The 17,484-nt window shown below is 25.4% G+C and carries 7 protein-coding genes and 4 tRNA genes; 5 read left to right on the top strand and 6 right to left on the bottom strand.

What is annotated here, in order from left to right; genetic code table 4:
- Positions 1-2: 2 nt before the first annotated feature.
- The 4 genes from FOY43_RS02345 to FOY43_RS02330 form a co-directional block, all read right to left on the bottom strand.
- Complete coding sequence (locus FOY43_RS02345; protein WP_146308951.1) at positions 3-1,055, bottom strand: ABC transporter permease subunit; 1,053 nt, start codon at positions 1,053-1,055, stop codon at positions 3-5.
- On the bottom strand, positions 1,048-2,037 hold the full coding sequence (locus FOY43_RS02340; RefSeq protein ID WP_146308950.1) for an ABC transporter permease subunit: 990 nt from the start codon (positions 2,035-2,037) through the stop codon (positions 1,048-1,050). Before FOY43_RS02340 ends, FOY43_RS02345 begins: the two co-directional genes overlap by 8 nt.
- On the bottom strand, positions 2,012-4,768 hold the full coding sequence (locus FOY43_RS02335; RefSeq protein WP_146308949.1) for an OppA family ABC transporter substrate-binding lipoprotein: 2,757 nt from the start codon (positions 4,766-4,768) through the stop codon (positions 2,012-2,014). Before FOY43_RS02335 ends, FOY43_RS02340 begins: the two co-directional genes overlap by 26 nt.
- A 212-nt stretch (positions 4,769-4,980) precedes the next feature.
- Complete coding sequence (locus FOY43_RS02330) at positions 4,981-6,927, bottom strand: transketolase family protein (RefSeq protein ID WP_146308948.1); 1,947 nt, start codon at positions 6,925-6,927, stop codon at positions 4,981-4,983.
- A gap of 159 nt (positions 6,928-7,086) precedes the next feature.
- Here FOY43_RS02330 and rsmD point away from each other — a divergent pair, with 159 nt between their 5' ends.
- From rsmD to FOY43_RS02305, 5 genes are all read left to right on the top strand, one after another.
- The gene (rsmD, locus tag FOY43_RS02325) at positions 7,087-7,671 is read left to right on the top strand and encodes a 16S rRNA (guanine(966)-N(2))-methyltransferase RsmD (RefSeq protein WP_146308947.1); all 585 of its coding nucleotides are present in this window, start codon (positions 7,087-7,089) and stop codon (positions 7,669-7,671) included.
- A 134-nt stretch (positions 7,672-7,805) separates the two neighbouring features.
- A tRNA-Asn gene (locus tag FOY43_RS02320) sits at positions 7,806-7,880 on the top strand.
- Between the two features lie 8 nt (positions 7,881-7,888).
- Positions 7,889-7,964 (top strand) — tRNA-Glu (locus FOY43_RS02315).
- 3 nt (positions 7,965-7,967) lie between these two features.
- Positions 7,968-8,043, top strand: a tRNA-Val gene (locus FOY43_RS02310).
- 1 nt (position 8,044) lies between these two features.
- Positions 8,045-8,120: transfer RNA gene (locus FOY43_RS02305), tRNA-Thr, on the top strand.
- A 137-nt stretch (positions 8,121-8,257) separates the two neighbouring features.
- Here the strand turns inward: FOY43_RS02305 and FOY43_RS02300 are convergent.
- Both FOY43_RS02300 and FOY43_RS02295 read right to left on the bottom strand, forming a co-directional pair.
- A complete protein-coding gene (locus tag FOY43_RS02300; protein WP_146308946.1) occupies positions 8,258-10,420 on the bottom strand; it encodes a hypothetical protein in 2,163 nt (720 codons plus the stop codon).
- Positions 10,421-10,581: 161 nt separating this feature from the next.
- Positions 10,582-17,448: a hypothetical protein gene (locus FOY43_RS02295; protein ID WP_146308945.1), complete on the bottom strand. Its 6,867-nt coding sequence runs from the start codon at positions 17,446-17,448 to the stop codon at positions 10,582-10,584.
- Positions 17,449-17,484: the final 36 nt, after the last annotated feature.

The raw sequence follows: 17,484 nt of genomic DNA, 5'->3' as shown, positions 1-17,484 counted from the left end.
TCCTATTTTATAGTATCGATTGTTCTTGCTAGAGAAACTATTACTAATCTGAAAGATAGTAAAAATATTGTCAAATGAATTATTGGAAATAATATTTGTCAAATGTTGTCATTTAAATATTTTCAATTTTCCTTTACATTGTTTAACACATTTCATTCAATTGGAAATCCAATTATGTTTATTGTACTTATTAATCCAATCATGTAACCCACTCTAGCAGAGAATAAAATAAGAATTTTCGATATTACTTTAGGTATCAAGTGTTTATAAACCAATGCAGTTTTAGATAGGTTTGAATTGATTAAGATAATCATATATTCCTTCTGTATTTCAGCAGAGCAATATTGCATTGTTCAATATATCAATCTAAAAATACCAGTTATAAGCAATATTGTTAGCAACACAAAAAAGTTTTTTACAACAACTAATAACAACATTAGAATAACTAAGTCAGGAACCATAATGAAGTAACTAAAAACAGCGTTACAAATTGTAAAATTCCTTCTATTTAGTGAGATAAACGAACCTATTGGTAAAGCAATAAGAAGTTCAGCTATAAATATAGACATTGTAATAAGCACTGAATGAGTAAACTTATTCATTGTGCTTATTAAAACTGATTCGCCCAAATTATTTGTACCTAATAATAGTTCAAAACGCTCTTTTGTGTTTAGAATATCTAAAATATTAAAAGATAATTTAGGTACCAATTTAGTGTAATCGATACTGTAATCAATATTATTTTTTTCTAAAAAAGAGACCAAAAGTTTGATTTTTTCATTAACTTCCGGATTATAAATTGTTTCTATTAAATTGTTTTTTCTTAAAAAAATTGGTTTAATATTCTTTTCAATTCCTAATTCTTTTAATAGTGGAATTACTCCTCCGTTAAAAATAAATGATATTAATGAAATTATTAGAATAATTATTGTAAATGCCATTAATCAAATAAATAATTTATTTGATAATAATTTTCTTAAAAAATTACTATTCTTATGGATTGGAACAACAAAATGTTGTTCTTTTTGAGAAAAATTAAAGAAACTTTTATTCATTATTCCACCTATTTTTAAGTACTACATTTAAACTTTGAGTAATCACTGTGGCAAACATAAACACAATAATTATGATCGATAAAAAATAACAAGCTGAATCAGTTTCATAATTACTTATAACACCATAAAAATGATTTATTGTACCCGGAAAATTATAAAAAGTTTCAAGATAAATACCATAGAAAAAAACACTTATTAAATAAAACGGTAATGCTGTTAAAGCTTTATTAATAGATCTAGGTATAAATAAATATAAGAACATTTTTGTTTGTGAGAAACCCATTTGTCTAAGAAAATTATATGAGTTTGATTGAGTTATCTCAATCATTATAGGTCTTAAAATCTGAATTCAAGAAAAGCAAATAAACGTTAGTAAACTTAAAGTTGGATAAATCAGTTTTCAAAAATTATTATAGTCGAAGTTATAATCAACTCCTACAAAATTTAATAATATGTTACAAAGAGGTATAAAGACTACTATAGGTATACTTAAAATTGTTAGAATAAAAGAATTTAATGTATAGTCAATTCAAGAAAAACGTTTTATTGCAACTAAAAATGAAAGAATAAAAGAAATAGGAACGCTCAAAATAAGACTTATAAATGAAATTGTAAAAGTGTATTTATTTGAATCAATTCAATAATTAAAGTTTTGAGTGAGTGAACTACTGTAAACTCCTATTTTTTCATTAATTGATGAAAAACCATACAATTCTCCAGTGAAAAAACGTTGTCAAAATTTTATAAGTCTAAAAATGATGCTTTTATCTAAAAAATATTCAGAGACAATCTTGTTTAAGATGGTTATATCTCTATTTGGATCATCGATAATCTCCTTAACTTTTAATGGTACTACTGAATTTAAGTTAAAAAACAAGTAGATAATTGATAAGAATGTTATAAAGAAGATTGATGATGAAATAATTTTTAGTAGAATTAAACCAATAAAACTAAATTTATTTGAGTTTAATATCTTGAACATAAATTACATCGTTAAAAGGTATTTCATAAAGAACATCTTTATTTACTATTTTGTAATCCAAGAAGTTTATTGAATCAATATTTTTATCTAAATCAATATTGAATGATCTAAATGTATTTAATTCTCTAAGAAGTTGAATCAATTCTTCATTTGTAGTTATTTTTAAATAATAATTAGCGAATTTGGCTTGTTCAATAATGTTGTCAATTTTGAATATCTTTTTTATCGGATCTCATAAGTATCCTAAACCACCAAAACCAACATTAACAAAACCAGTTTTATTTTCTTCCTCAGTCTTTTGTATTCCTCTTAGATAAAGATTTCTTTCTTCATAAGAATTGAATTTATTTAAGTCATCCCAAACTATTTTTCTGAATTGGTTGTCTTCCTTTACATAAATTTCATTTAATTTTAGGAACCCATCCTCAAACTTTTCTTTCATCGTTTTACTAAAACGAGTGAGTGCAGGGAAGTTTAATGCCAAGACATCTTCATCATTTAGCATGCTGAATTTATATCAAAGAGCAAATGGACTTAAACCAATCGCATGAGTAATTTTATCTAAGTAAGGTGATAAATCATTTTTTTCATATGAGTAGGTAATGAATTGTGAAATAGAGTTATTTCCTCCTCCATTGTATGATCCTAAAACTTTATTTACTTCAATTTGAGTTGGTAAATAAACAAAAATTGGATTTAGTCTTTCATCTAATCCTTTTATGGTTTGAATCATTTGTTCAAACATATTTCTTTCATTTTGATTAATTAGACGATTATTATAAATATATCAGGTTATCTTATCATTTTTATCTAGTTTTAGTTCTGAATTATCAAAAAGTGAATTGAGAAGTAAATTCATTTGATTTTTTAATACTTCAAAATTAGAACTTTTGATTTGGTTTGAATTAGACTTTTCTAAGTTAATTTTCTCACCAAGTTCATTAATTACAATTAAATCATTGATAATATCATTTGCATCTCTTACAGTTTTAAATTTTGAAGTGCTTTGGTTATTACCACCTATTTTTGTGTCTGGTGCTGCATTTGTTAGTCATAATTGGGAATTTACATTTAATGTATCTTTAATATATGTTCAATTTAATGATGCATTAATTATTGAACGAAAAGCAATTGATTTATTGTCAAAAACTCCTGAGGAGATAGAAGTTTTACTATCGAATTTTCCTCTAAATCCTTGTTGAATTTCATTTATAGAACTACCATAAACTATTTTTGAATAATTATCGTTGAATGCAATACTATTGTAATCAACTGAATTTAATGTAAACTTTGAACCAGCATTAACCAATTCATTTGGTTTCGGAGTAATGTTAAAAGCATTATTACCAACTGACTTAGTATTATTGTATTTTTTATATGGAATTAAGTTAAATTTATCTAAGTTTACGTTTATGTAATTTTGCTGTTCAGGAGTTAACGAGAGAAAATTTATCAATGAGTTTTTTTCAGTTTTAATTTTGTTAAAGTTTAAAATTGAGTCATTTTGAGAGTAATTAAATTCGATTTGTTCAATCGTCTTATTTGATTCAACAAATTGTTTATCTCAATAATGTTTATTTTTAGTTAAAAGTATTTTGTTATGAGATGAACTAGTCGAATTTGGAATGTATGGTCCTGCATAAAGATTGTTTTCTCAGCCATTTGTTCCATAAAAATATAATCCAATATTTTTTATGATACCATAACCATATAATGGAATTTCTTGGTCATCTTTTGTAAAATACTCATTATGTTTTTTTGATAATTCTTTTATATATTGACTTGGTGCAGGACTAAAAATCAATGAGTTTACTAACATTAAGTCAAAAAATCCCATAAAGTTTTTTACATTTTTGTAATCTGGATCTTGCTCAAAAATCAGTTTATTTTCTTTTACTGAATTAATAGAGTTAAATTCAGAATCAAATTCAATAAATTTACCAGAACTTATCCCATGTATTTCAAATTGTTGATTATTTGTAAACAACACACTACCAAAACGTTTATTTGATAGATCTTTTAGTCTTATTCTATTCTGAGCATCAATATTCATTGATGTTGATGGACTACCATTTTGACCAGTGAAAGTTCTTTGGAAGAATCCGTTATAATAACTTCTTAAATACGAAAATCAAAAGTCTTCAGCATTTACTAGATAATTGGTTCTATTACCCTTTGAGTCAACTCAGTAAATATTGTCTTTAATTTTGATTTCGATTTTAGTTGCATTATTCATTGAATCGATGAAATTTTGAGAATTTATGGATTTGTCATTATCACTCATTAATTTTTCATAAATTTCACCACTATTCTTTTGTTCAATTTTATAATCATCGCTATCAAAGTGAACTACTTCATCATCGGATTTGTAAATTATAATTTTTTCAGCTAATTCAAATTTATATGCATATAATCCTGAATTTTCCAATCCATAACTCGAATTCTTTTTGTAAGTTGGTGCTGAGATTGTTTTTGCTCTAAAAAGTTGAGGAGCAACTGAAGAATATAAAATATTATTTGATTCTATGTTTGTATTCATAATTGTTGAGAAATCTAATGAATACGGATTTATATCAATATCTTTTTCTTCATAAAATTTTAAAATTTTACTTTCCTTTTGATTGTCTTTCTCTGTTTTTATGCATGAATTTACAAACAGAATAGGTAGAGATGAAGATCCCATTAAAAATATAGTTGAAGTTAAAAGTATCTTTTTGCTTCTAAATTTCATAAAAAACCTCCTTTTTACTTTTTTATTTTCCAAAATTTTTATTAGCATTTCCATAATAAATTTAAGATGAAAAAATAATAGTGAAAATATTTCCTTTATATCTATAAATAAGGCAAATTTGTAAACGCTTTTTTAAAAAAATCTGAGCAAACATGCAAAATTTTTCATATTTTTTAGATTAAAAAAATCGGCGAACCGATTTAATAATTTAATTATTTAAGAAATTCTTGAATTTTTGCTGAAAGTTTATTAGCTTCAAATCCTTTGAGTTCATAAACTTTTTGACCATCTTCAGATCATCCATATCCTTCAGATAAGAATGCATCAAATTTATTGTATTTTGCTAAACGGAATCACATTGAGTCACTTGTTGCTTCGATTGCATACATTGGTTTAGAATTTAATCCAAGTGTTTTGATTAATGATTCATTGTTTACTAAATCTTGTAAAACAGGAACTGAAACAACTTGAGATTTAATTCCTTTTTCTTCAAGTAAGTTTGATACTTTGACAGCAAGTTCAACTTCTGAACCACTAGCTAAGATACTTAAATCGTAGTTAATTTGATTTTTAATTACGTAAGCTGCTGGTAATGTACCTTTTTTAATAGCATTGAATGATTTGATATTTTGACGACATCCAATAATTGCGATTTGATCTTTTTTACTATTTAATCCGTATTGGAATGCACCCAACATTTCAGATTCATCACATGGACGAACAACTTTAACGTTTGACATAGCACGTAACATAGGAATTTGATCGAATGGTTGGTGTGTAGGACCATCTCCTCCAACTTGATATGAGTCGTGTGTGAATACGTGAATTGAAGGAATTTCCATTAAAGCACCAAGTCTAATTCCAGCTTTCATATAGTCAGCAAAAGCTAAGAATGTTCCATCAATTGTCTTAAGATTCATGTCTAAGTAGATTCCATTATTGATTGCAGCCATAGCAAATTCTCTAATTCCATATTTGATGTTTTTTCCACCTTCAGAATTTAATTGTTTTGAGAATGCTACTTTAGTTGCCGCCGCTAAATCAGCTGAACCTCCAACAACACTATCGAAATTCTTATCGATAAACTTCATAATTGTGTTGATGTAATTTCTTGTAGGAACATTAGTTTCAGTAAACTCAACTCCTGTTAAATCATATTTAACTTCTTTTGAAGAAATTGCACTAATCATTTCGGCTTCTTTAGCATATTTAGCTTTATATTCTTCGAATAAGTTTAATCATTTTTCATATTCAACATTTTTTGCTTCCATTAATGTGTGAGCATATTCATAAACATCATTATCATATTCAAATGGAACTGTGTTTGAAAGACCGATTTTGTTTTTGAATTCAACTGTTTCTTCAGGTTTTAGAGTTCCGTTGTGTCCAGCACTTTTTCCAGCATTTGGAGTATTTGCAGCAATAACTGAGTGAACTTGAATGTATGAAGGTTTTTTAGCTTTTTTAGCTTGTTGAATAGCTAAATCAATTGATTCTAAATCATTAACATTAGCTGTGAATGTTTCAAAGTTTTGAGATTTGAAGAATTCAATTAAATTTACGCCATTAACTTCATTTGATTGTGAGTCAATTTGAATATTGTTAAAATCGTGGATTAAGATTAGACGATCTAAATTAAGTGTTCCTGCTAATTGGATAGCTTCAAGAGCAACACCTTCTTGGATACATCCGTCCCCATGTAAAGCATAAACATCATGGTTGAAAATTTCAAAGTTTTCTTTATTAAATTTACTTTGAAGATATTTTTGTGAAAGAGCCATACCAACAGCCATAGCCACACCTTGACCAAGTGGTCCTGTTGAAGCATCGATGTAATCGTTTGAATCAATTTCAGGGTGTGATGGAGTTTTTGAGTGGATGTGTTTGTGTTCCATCATATCTTCTTTTGATAAAAGCCCTAAAAAGTGCATAATTGAATAAATTGACATAGATCCATGCCCAGCACTTAAAACAAATCTATCACGGTTGATTCATTTTGGATCATTTTGGTTAATGTTTAAATGTTTACCAAAAAGTGTGTATGTAATTGGAGCAGCCCCAATAGCCATACCAATGTGTCCTTGACCAGCTTTATTAATTGAGTCAAGAGCAATTCCTTGCATTGAAGCAACTAATTTTTTTTCTAATTTATTACTCATTTTTATAATTACCTCTTTAATTATTGTTAAATTTATTTAAATTATATTACAAAATAAATTAATAGACAGCAATAATGAATAATGAGCATTAATAATAAAGATATCATTAACTATATATATTATTTATACATGAATATTTTTTTGTTTATAATTCTTTACATGAAAAATAAAAAAGAAAAGGTTGTAATCAATCGACTTAGAATAATCTCTGGCAAATATAGAAATCATTATATAGAAAGACCTAGTTGAGAAACAACTAGACCAACTATTGAAAAGGTTCGTGAAGCAATTTTTTCTAGTATTCACTTTAATCTAGAAAATGCTGAAGTATTAGATTTATTTACTGGTAGTGGTGCATGAATTATTGAAGCAATTTCACGCGGTGCTAAACATGCAGTGGGTCTTGAAAAAGATAGAAATGCTTACCAAATTATTAATAGTAATTTGAATAAACTTAATATCGATAATGCTACAGTGGTATTAACTGATTGTTATGAATATTTATTGAAAAATGATAAAGCATTTGATTTTATTTTTATGGATGCTCCATTCAAGGATTATGAATTAATAAATAAATGTTTGGAATTAATTGATCAGAAAAATTTATTAAATAAAAATGGTAATGTAATTATTGAAACAGATAATAGAGATAAAATAGTAATACCAAAAGATATGATTGTAATTAAAGAAAAACTTTATAGTTTTAATAAATCGATTTTATTTATTTCAAAAGATATTGAATAATTATTTTTTAGTATATAATTTACTCATCTACCGCGAATAATTGTAGATTTAAAAAATATTAAAAAATTATTTGTATTTTACTTAAATATGTTAAAATATTAAAGCACAACAAATAGGTTGTATAATAATAAAGTGCCGATTTAGCTCAGCGGTAGAGCAGCTGGCTGTTAACCAGTTTGTCGTTGGTTCAATCCCAATAATCGGCGCCATTATATTTGGTCTGTTGGTGAAGCGGTTAACACACATGGTTTTCATCCATGCATACACGGGTTCGATCCCCGTACAGACTGCCATTTGGAAGATTAGCTCAGTTGGGAGAGCGTTGCCCTTACAAGGCAAATGTCATGGGTTCGAGTCCCTTATCTTCCACCATGCCGTCTTAGCTCAGTTGGTAGAGCAACTGACTTGTAATCAGTAGGTCGTAGGTTCGAGTCCTATAGACGGCACCAACGCATAGGCGTTTTTTTTTTTTTTTTTTGAATTAATCAAATTTTACATTTAATAAAATGAATGAATTAAAATGTTTATTTTATTAAGTTTAAAACTAAAACACAGACTTATGTCTGTGTATAATCTAAATGTTAAATTAGTTTTTAAGTATTTTTGAATATTCTTTATTAATATAAAATTCTAATAATCTTAATTCATCAAAATCTATAAATTTATTACGTGTATTAAATGTATTCACATATTCAAAAAGTTTAGGATATTTATTAGGATCTATATTTTCTTCTTCTATTTCTTTAATTAATGATGTAATTCTATTTTCATATATTGACGAGATTTTAGAGTTTAAATTAACTAGAAATTCAGTAACATTGTTTAAATTTGAATTATTAACTTCAATTGGTTTATCATTTCACATTTCTTCAACTTCTATGATTATTCTTTTTTCATCTTCCGTTGGATTTTCTATCTTATTTTTTCAATAATAAGTTGATGGAATAATTTCTAAATATCTTTGATATTCAGCGATAATTAGTTGATTAATATAATTATTAAGTTCAGAAAGCTTCTTAATTAAGTTATTTTTAAATACATCGTTTTCTTGTGTATAATCCATTTCACTTCTTCATTTATCTAAAAAATCACTTATATATAATTGTCATTCCAAAGAATTTAACTGTTTCGACGTATCACTAAATCATGAAGTTACAATATAATGATTTGATGGAAATAATACATCATTAATAACTGGTTTTACAATTTCAATAAATGTACTACAATTTTCATCGATTCTTAAAAAAACATTTCTATAATCAAATAATAAATTTAGATTACCTAAATCTGTATTATACTTCTGTTCTATCTCGTTTTGTATATCAAAAATTTTGCCAGCAAATGCTAAATTATTCATAAAAGAACGTATTTCGTATGCTTTAGGAACAATTCTTTCATATGAAATTTTTTTGATATCCTCAATTACTATAGAATTTCGTTCTGATTTAATCATTTCATATCATGAGTTTATATTATTTAGAAAAGAGTCTATTTGTTCAGAAGTGTTAAAAGAAAGTTTTTTATAAAATTCTAGATTTTCAAGAAAAATTAGCCTTAAGTCCTTGAATAATTCATGAGTAAAAACATCTTCTTTTTCAATGTTTAAAATATATTCATTAAATTCAAGTTTTTTCATATTAAATTTTTCTTTTTCGAATTGTTCTAATTTTTCTTTGATATTGTGAACAATGGTGTCTAATTCTTTAATTTTATTATCAATTTCCTCATCACTAAGTTGTTCTTCTTTTCCTTCTATTTCAGTGATAAAATCTTCTAATTCTTTGATAATTTCTTTTTTAGTTGGATCGTTGTTATTGTTGCTATTTTCAGTAATATCTTTTTTAATTTGATAAATTTTATCTTTTAACTCTTGAGATCTACTTGATTTAGTTTCATCATTTGAAAGATCTGAAGAATTATTTTGTACCTTATCTTTGTAATCGTTCAAGATTTTTTCAGCTTCATTAATAGAATTTTCAATTTCTTCGTTTGTTTTATCTTTCAATTCTTCTTTAGAAGGTAAATTATTGAATTTATCTTCAATTTCACTTTTAATGTTTGAAGAATTTTCGTCAGTCAAACCATTAACAAAATCATCCTTTTCTTTTAGGATTTCATCATATTTGTTAATTTTATCTTGCTTGTCTTGATCGAATTGTTCTAATTTTTCTTTGGTATTGTGAACAATAGTGTCTAATTCTTTAATTTTATTATCAATTTCCTCATCACTAAGTTGTTCTTCTTTTCCTTCTATTTCAGTGATAAAATCTTCTAATTCTTTGATAATTTCTTTTTTAGATGGATCGTTGTTATTGTTGCTATTTTCAGTAATATCTTTTTTAATTTGATAAATTTTATCTTTTAACTCTTGAGATCTACTTGATTTAGTTTCATCATTTGAAAGATCTGAAGAATTATTTTGTACCTTATCTTTGTATTCGTTCAAGATTTTTTCGGCTTCACTAATAGAATTTTTAATTTCTTCGTTTGTTTTATCTTTCAATTCTTCTTTAGAAGGTAAATTATTGAATTTATCTTTAATTTCACTTTTAATGTTTGAAGAATTTTCATCAGTCAAACTATTAACAAAATCATCCTTTTCTTTTAGGATTTCATCATATTTACTAATTTTATCTTGTTTGTCTTTATCAATTTTAACTTCAATCTTATTATGGAGTGAAATTACTGTTATACCCAATGCAACGGATGTAAAAAGCAGAGGATAAATAGCAATTTTTCTTTTTTTCATTTTTCCTTCTTTTTGTTATAAAAAACAATAGTTTGATCATTTAAATTATATTAGAATAAAAAAAAAAAAAAAAAAAAGTATGAAAAAAACCAAAAAAGTTGATTTTTTGGTATTTAATTAATTTTATTTGTGATAATAAAGCTCAAATGCAATTAAAAATATTATTTATTTTTAAAGTAATTTATTAATTCATTAGTATATGCAATTTCTCTTTTTCACGATTCGATATCAAGATCACCATCTGTAGAACCATTTTTAGATAATATTAGATTATAAGTTGGATCCGATTTACTAAGTTCTATTTCAAAAAAGATTTCTATAATTTTTTTATGTTCTTCGTCAGTAACAACAGGTCCAGGTGCGTATTTTTCATGTATTTCTCTTAATTTTTCAATATTTTTTACTAAAGTGTCAATAATTGAAATTTTATCATTAAGCTCAGCTTGTAGTAAAGGAACTTTATTTCTAACTAATACTTTTTGGTCAATTGCTTTCTTAAAATTAGCAAAAGCATTCTTAGTAGGTTCAATAGCGATTCTTTGAATTTCGCTTTTTGTATATGAAATGGAATTTTCTTTGAATTTATCAACTTGTTTAGCAAATTCACCTAAAATTCTAAAGTTATTAGATGAGTATTTATCTTTAGCTGAATTAACAATATTGTCTAATTCAACACCCAGAGAATTTAATTCATTAATTTGATAGTTAATTAAATCTTTAGATTGTTGATTAACTTTTACAAGATAATCATTATAAAGTTGATCTATTTGAGAATGATATTGATTTATTTGTTCTGGTGTACTTAAAACATTATAATCATGTAATACCAAAAGGTTTTCTTGATTACTTAAGAATTCATTATCAAGTTTTTCGTATTTTGCATCTCACATTTGATCAATTTCATTATAAGTTTCAATGCTTAATACACCAGTTATAGCATTGTTTCTGTTTCTTACTTGTTTTACACTGAAGAAGAAAACATCTTTATTTTTTCTAATAGTTTCTTCAATAGCTGCGACATATCTCTTAGATCCAGTAATTATATTATCATATGATGTATTTCAAGTTCTTAGTGAATTAATGCTATTTTGGTTGTCCAAAATACCTTGGAAGGTATTTGAAATATCTTTTGGTAATGATTGAAAATCATTATCTATTTGTTCTTTTTCGGTTTTTTCAATACCTCTAAGAGTAATATTATTTTTTTCTTTTTCTGTTTTATATGAGTTAAATTCATCTATTTTTTGTTGCAAGTCAATTATCAAATTATTTTTATCTATTTCTTGTTCTTGATAAATTTCATCAATTGTTTTTGTTAAAGCATTTTCAAGTATATTATTGATGTTTCTAACATAAGAAATAAATTTTTCGTTTTCTGCCCGATTTCCAAGTAATTTATCATCAATTGTAGTATCACTAATTTTTCTATCGTTTAGTGATTGGATTACATCTGAACGGTATTTGTCTAAAATATCAACATAATCTTCATTTATTGATTTGTTTGAGTAAATTGAATTTATTTTAGATTCATAATCTTTGTATTTATTAATTTCGCTAAGTAACATGACTGCATTCATGGTTATTTCTCTTTGAGAAATAATTTTACTGTCTTTATCCCTAATTTCTTTGATTGTTTGCTTGAATTTACTGTTATCTAGAGTTGTAGGAATTTCGCTGTTTTCTGAAAAAACTTTTTCGAATCTATCATAATATTCTTTTATGTTTGCTGGTATATCAACCGAATTTGAATTTACAAATTCTTTTGAAGCTTTAACTAAAGAATTATGATTTCCAACAGTTTCATTAAAGAAGTTATTTTCAAGAATGATTATTTTTTCTTGAAGCTTGCTAAAAGCTGTGCTTAATTCTTCAATATTTCTATTCAATTCTTCTTCAGTAATATTTGGATTCTGAGTTTTTTCTTTTAGTCCATAAGCAAGATTCATATATTCTCTTATGGCTTCACGTTTAATTTGATCTTCATCATCATTTGAAGCATATACTTTACCAACAGAAAAGTTATTGGTTTGGTAATCCATTTCGAACTTATCGATTAAAATTAGTTTTTTTAGATTATTGTTTGCATTGTTTAATCCTTCAAATGAATTTGATTTTAAAGCTTGTTTTGCAGAATTTATCGAATTTTCTAATTGTTCAGTCATTCCATTTTCAAAAAACACTAATGATAAGTTATGCTCATTAATTTCATTCAATAATTCTTCAGCTTTTTCAATTGTGCTTTTTGTGTCTTTGGTTAAATTATGATATTTTATGCGGTTTTCTGCTTGAGTTCTTAAGTCTTTAATATTTGTTATATTATCATCTAATGTAGCTAAAATATCATTAATATTTTCAGAGTTAAATGCAATTTCTTTATTTTCATTGTTTATTAAGTTTAAGAATTTGTCATAATCTGCTTTTTCATCAGGATTACTTTGATCAAATCTACTTAGAATTTCATTAATAAATGAGTTGTATAATTCTTTTCTTTCGTTGATTTTTTCGTTATATAAACTTAAATCAATAGATTCTCTATTAGCTTTGGTGTTTGTAATTAATTCATTTAATTCAGATGTTTTAGTCAATATTAAATCAATTTCAACCCCCCCCTCTAGACTATTTTTTATAGTATCAATTGAATTTCTGAATTCCACTGATAATGAATCATAACGTTGGTAGTTAGATGGGTTGATTAAATCGTTGTAAAGCTCTTCAGCTTCAGATAATGCTTTAGTAAATTTGGTGTTAGCGCTTTCTAGTTCAATATCAGATTTAAGTCTCAATATTTGTGAAAGTCTTTCGCTTAATTCGTTTGTTAAGTCAATTATTTGTTTATCATCAAATGTTTTACTTTGATTGAGAACTTTGTCACTCATAGAACTAATCATTTCATTAATTTTAAGTTGTTGATCTAATATTTGAAAGTTTTCGCTGTTTGAAGTACTATATTCATCTCTAAAATCGGTGATATTTTTTCACACTTTTAGCATTTCATCTAATAAATTAAAATTGTTTTTCTTTTTATCAATTTTAGCAATTATGTCATCCAAGGAATTGATTTGTGTTTTGAAGCTAGACACAACTCCTATAATATCATCTTGATTTAATTCAGGAGCTTGTTTTAGATTGTTAATTTCCGAAATGATTTCAGATTTAAATTGTGCTTCATTTTTATTATTTGTATCTAAAATTTCAGCTTTTGCAAGAGCTTCAGATACCTTAGAATTTAATTTTTCAACATATTTATTGTATGTTTCGGTTGAAATTGCATTTTTGGCATCAATTAGTGAGTTGTAAGATTCTAAAAGACTATTATATTTTTCAGTTAAAACATTTTTTTCGTTAGATTCTAAGACACCTTGTGATTCTTTTGTTTTGGTCTTAGTATCCTCGGTTGATAATGAAGCGAAAATTTCTGAATCAGAATTAATATATTCAATTAATTTGTTAGACTTAGTTATTAAATCACTTAACTGATTCTTTAATATATTTAAATCTACTTGTGATTTATCTGCTTGAGCTTTTTCGATGGCTTGGTTTAATTTATTATTTTGCTCAACATTATTAGTGCTTGTATTGTTTGCATCTTCATAAACTTTTTGACTTTGTTCGGTAATTTCTGATAATTCATCAATTATTTGTTTATAGCTATTGCTATTATTATCCTTCTTTAGCTCGTCTAAAAGTTTATTTGCCTTTTCGATGGTTTTATTTAACTCTGATTTTGCATTTTCTTTAGATACAGTTTCAACTTGACTTTTAGCATTTTCAACTGCTTGCTCGAGTCTAGTACTGTCATTTTTTAATGAGTTAGTATCCTTGTTTTCAATGTTGTTTTCAATTTCTTTAATAACCTTATCAAGATTTTCCTTGATTTCATTGTACCTTGAATCAGAATTGTTTTTAGGAATATTTTCTAATTCTTCTTTAGCATTACTTAAATCATTTTTTAATTTGTTTAATGATTTGAAATATTCAAGTTTCTGATCTGCTTGAGAAATTAATTCATCTAAAGTTTTAGATTTATTTTCAATTTCTTCAAGAATGGAATTTATGTTTTCTTTCGTTAATGTAGTTACACTCTTAGCTTCATCAATTTTTTTCTTTAATTGTTCTTTAAATTCTTTTTCAGTGGGAACATCATCTCTAAAGTTTACAAGTTTGTTGAGGGCTTCAAGCGCCTTGTTGTTCAACTCAGATTTTTTATCATTGTAAATTTGTTGGTCGAGTGCATATTTACTGTCTTTAGCATCTTTTAAAGCTTTGTACAAACTAGAATAATTGTTTTTTAACTCTTCGGTAGTTTGATTGTTAATATTTGATTCGGCATTCGAAATTTTGGAACCTAAAAGAGAAGAAATTTGGTTATATCTATCTTTATTTACTGAGTCATTTAATTGGTTTACGTAGCCTTTAGATTCACTTACTAAGTCATTTAATTTTTTAAGTGCGATTTCATGATCTTTGTCAGTTTTTGCTTCTTCGCTCTTAGTTATTAATTCTAATATTTCTTTGTTTAAGTTTTTTAACTCTTCAGCTGAATAATTATTGATATTTGTTTTAATCTCATCAATTTTTTTGCTTAAACCTAGATTGTTGTCTATTTCATTGTATGGTGATTCAGTTAAATTATTTTTAATATAATTTTCTAATTTACCAACATTAACTAATAACTCTTCCTTGGCCTTATTTTGAGATTTAAGATCTTCTTTAGCTTTGTCAAGAGCGTTTTTTAGTTGCTGAATAAGTTCATTTAATTTTTGATTATCTGTTTCAGGTAAATCTTTATTAGAAATAATTTCATTAATAACAGATTCTAAATTCCTCTTGATTTGGTTGTTTGAATTAGGATCAAAATTACTATCAATTCAGTTTTGAGCATCAATTAACTGGTCTTCAAGCGAGCCCTTTATTAAGCCATTTTCTTGATCTCTTTGGTTCTTAGTATTTTTAATTTCACTTAGTTGTTTATCAATATTATCGATTTGTTGTGTTAATGTTTGAGCATCAGAGTCATCTTTAATTTTGTTTGACTGAATAATCAATTCTTCTAATTGGTTTATCAAGTCGGCATACATATTTTTAGATTTTTCATCTTTGCTTAAAACTTTATCTTTATAAGTAGTTAATTCATTTATTTTCTTTTCTAAAAGTTCTTTAGATTTATTACGCTCTTCTTTAATATTTTTCACTTCAAGCAATTTATCTTGTAAAGTTTTGTTAACATTATCAATTATTTCAGAAGCGATTGATGGACTAAAAATATCACTTAAAAATTCTTTGTATTTTTCTTCACTGGCAATAACAATTACATTTAACTCTTTATTAAGATTTGTTTCATAAGTATCACCATTGTTAGAGATATATGAGTTTGCTTGTTCAATTGTTTGTTTTAAATTATCTAATGAATCGCATATTGCAACTTTATTTGGAAGTGTTGAAATAAATTCTCTTAATTCTAAGTTAGTTTTTATTAATTCATCAGAAGATAAATTCTCTAATTCTTCATTAACTTTTTTAACTTTCTCATTTATTTTTTCAACTAAAGATTTATATTTTTCTTCGGTGTATTTTAATGCTTCGCTTTCTAATATTTTTTTAGTTGTTTCTAATGATTCTTTATTTGTGTTATATTGCGTCAGTTCTCTTTTTGCGTTATTGTATGATTCTAATAGAGAATTGTATTTTTCTTTAGCTTCTAGGTCAGCATCAGAATTAGGTTTATTTAATTCAATACTATTGACTAGTTTATTTTTAATATCTTGTGTACCAATATTATTTAAATTATCAGGAATGAAAGTACCATTAATCTCTTTAATTAATACTTCTAATTTTTCTGTTCATTTTTTACTTTCAGCTTTATTAGTTTCTTCGTTATTTTGATTTTTATTTATTATTTGATTTAGCAAGTTATCAAAATCATTTTTTGTTTTATCAAGTAATTTATCATCTTTGACATTATTTTTAATGTTATTGTCAACAGTTTTATTTAAATTTTCTACAATATCGTTAAGTTTTTTCTTGTCATCTTCATTAATTTGTGAATCTGGATTTGCAATAATATCTTCAATCTTTTTATTAAAGTCTAAACGATATTTTTCATATTCCATTTTATTAACAAGGGAATGGTATGATTGATTAAGTTCCTGAATTTCACTTAGATCTTCTAATTTTGAAATTTCTTGAATTGTTTTAATTGATAAACTTCTTTTGTCTAAAATTGATTTTTGGTTTTTGAATTCTACTAATTTGTTTGAAAGTTCTTGTGAGTAGTTTTTGTTTAAATGCTCAATTAGTTCTTGAGATTTATTCTTAAATTCATTTAATACAATGATATTTTCTTTATATTGTAATTTGGCAAAAACTTGCACAAATTCATTGTATTTTTTATTCAATGTTTCAATTTGTTTTTCATTAAATTCTTTAATATTTTCAAATGGAGAAATGAATGAACTTATACTTTCAGCATAATTCAAACATTCATTTGCAATATCACCAAATTTATTTTTATCTAATTTTGAAGCGTAATTTCTAATTTGACTTTCAAGAATGTGAAACTTATCAACTATGCTTTCAAATTTATTTTCAGAATTAGAGTTTTCATCATCTTCACTTTTATCATTTTGATTATTTTCAACTGCATTTTTAAAGTTATTGAAAATTTCTTCAGCTTTGCTAATTAACTCATCAAGTTCTGTGTTTGTTTTGTTATTTAATTCAGATTTATCTGGAAGTTTTGAGAATTCATCAACTAATTTATCTAACTCAGTTTTATTTTTTTCTTTATCGGAATCACTTAAAGAGTTAATATATTCGTCTTTTTCTTTGATGATTTGTTCATATTTCTCAATTTTTTGATTTTTTAATTCATCATCAACTTTGGATTCATCAATTGGTTTCTCAATTTTTTTATCAGATTTTTCATGTAAAACAAAAGCTGTTACAGAACCTAAAGTTACTGAAGTAAGACTTAATAATGACAAAATTATTAATGTTTTCTTTTTCTTTGATTTAGAGTTGTTTTTCATTGTTTTTCCTTTTGCTTTTATAGTCAAAGACTATAA

Source organism: Mycoplasma anserisalpingitidis (assembly GCF_007858495.1).
Taxonomy (GTDB): domain Bacteria; phylum Bacillota_I; class Bacilli_A; order Mycoplasmatales; family Metamycoplasmataceae; genus Mycoplasmopsis; species Mycoplasmopsis anserisalpingitidis_A.
The sequence above is the reverse complement of the archived record's forward strand: the minus strand, read 5'-3'. Positions and strand labels throughout refer to the sequence as shown.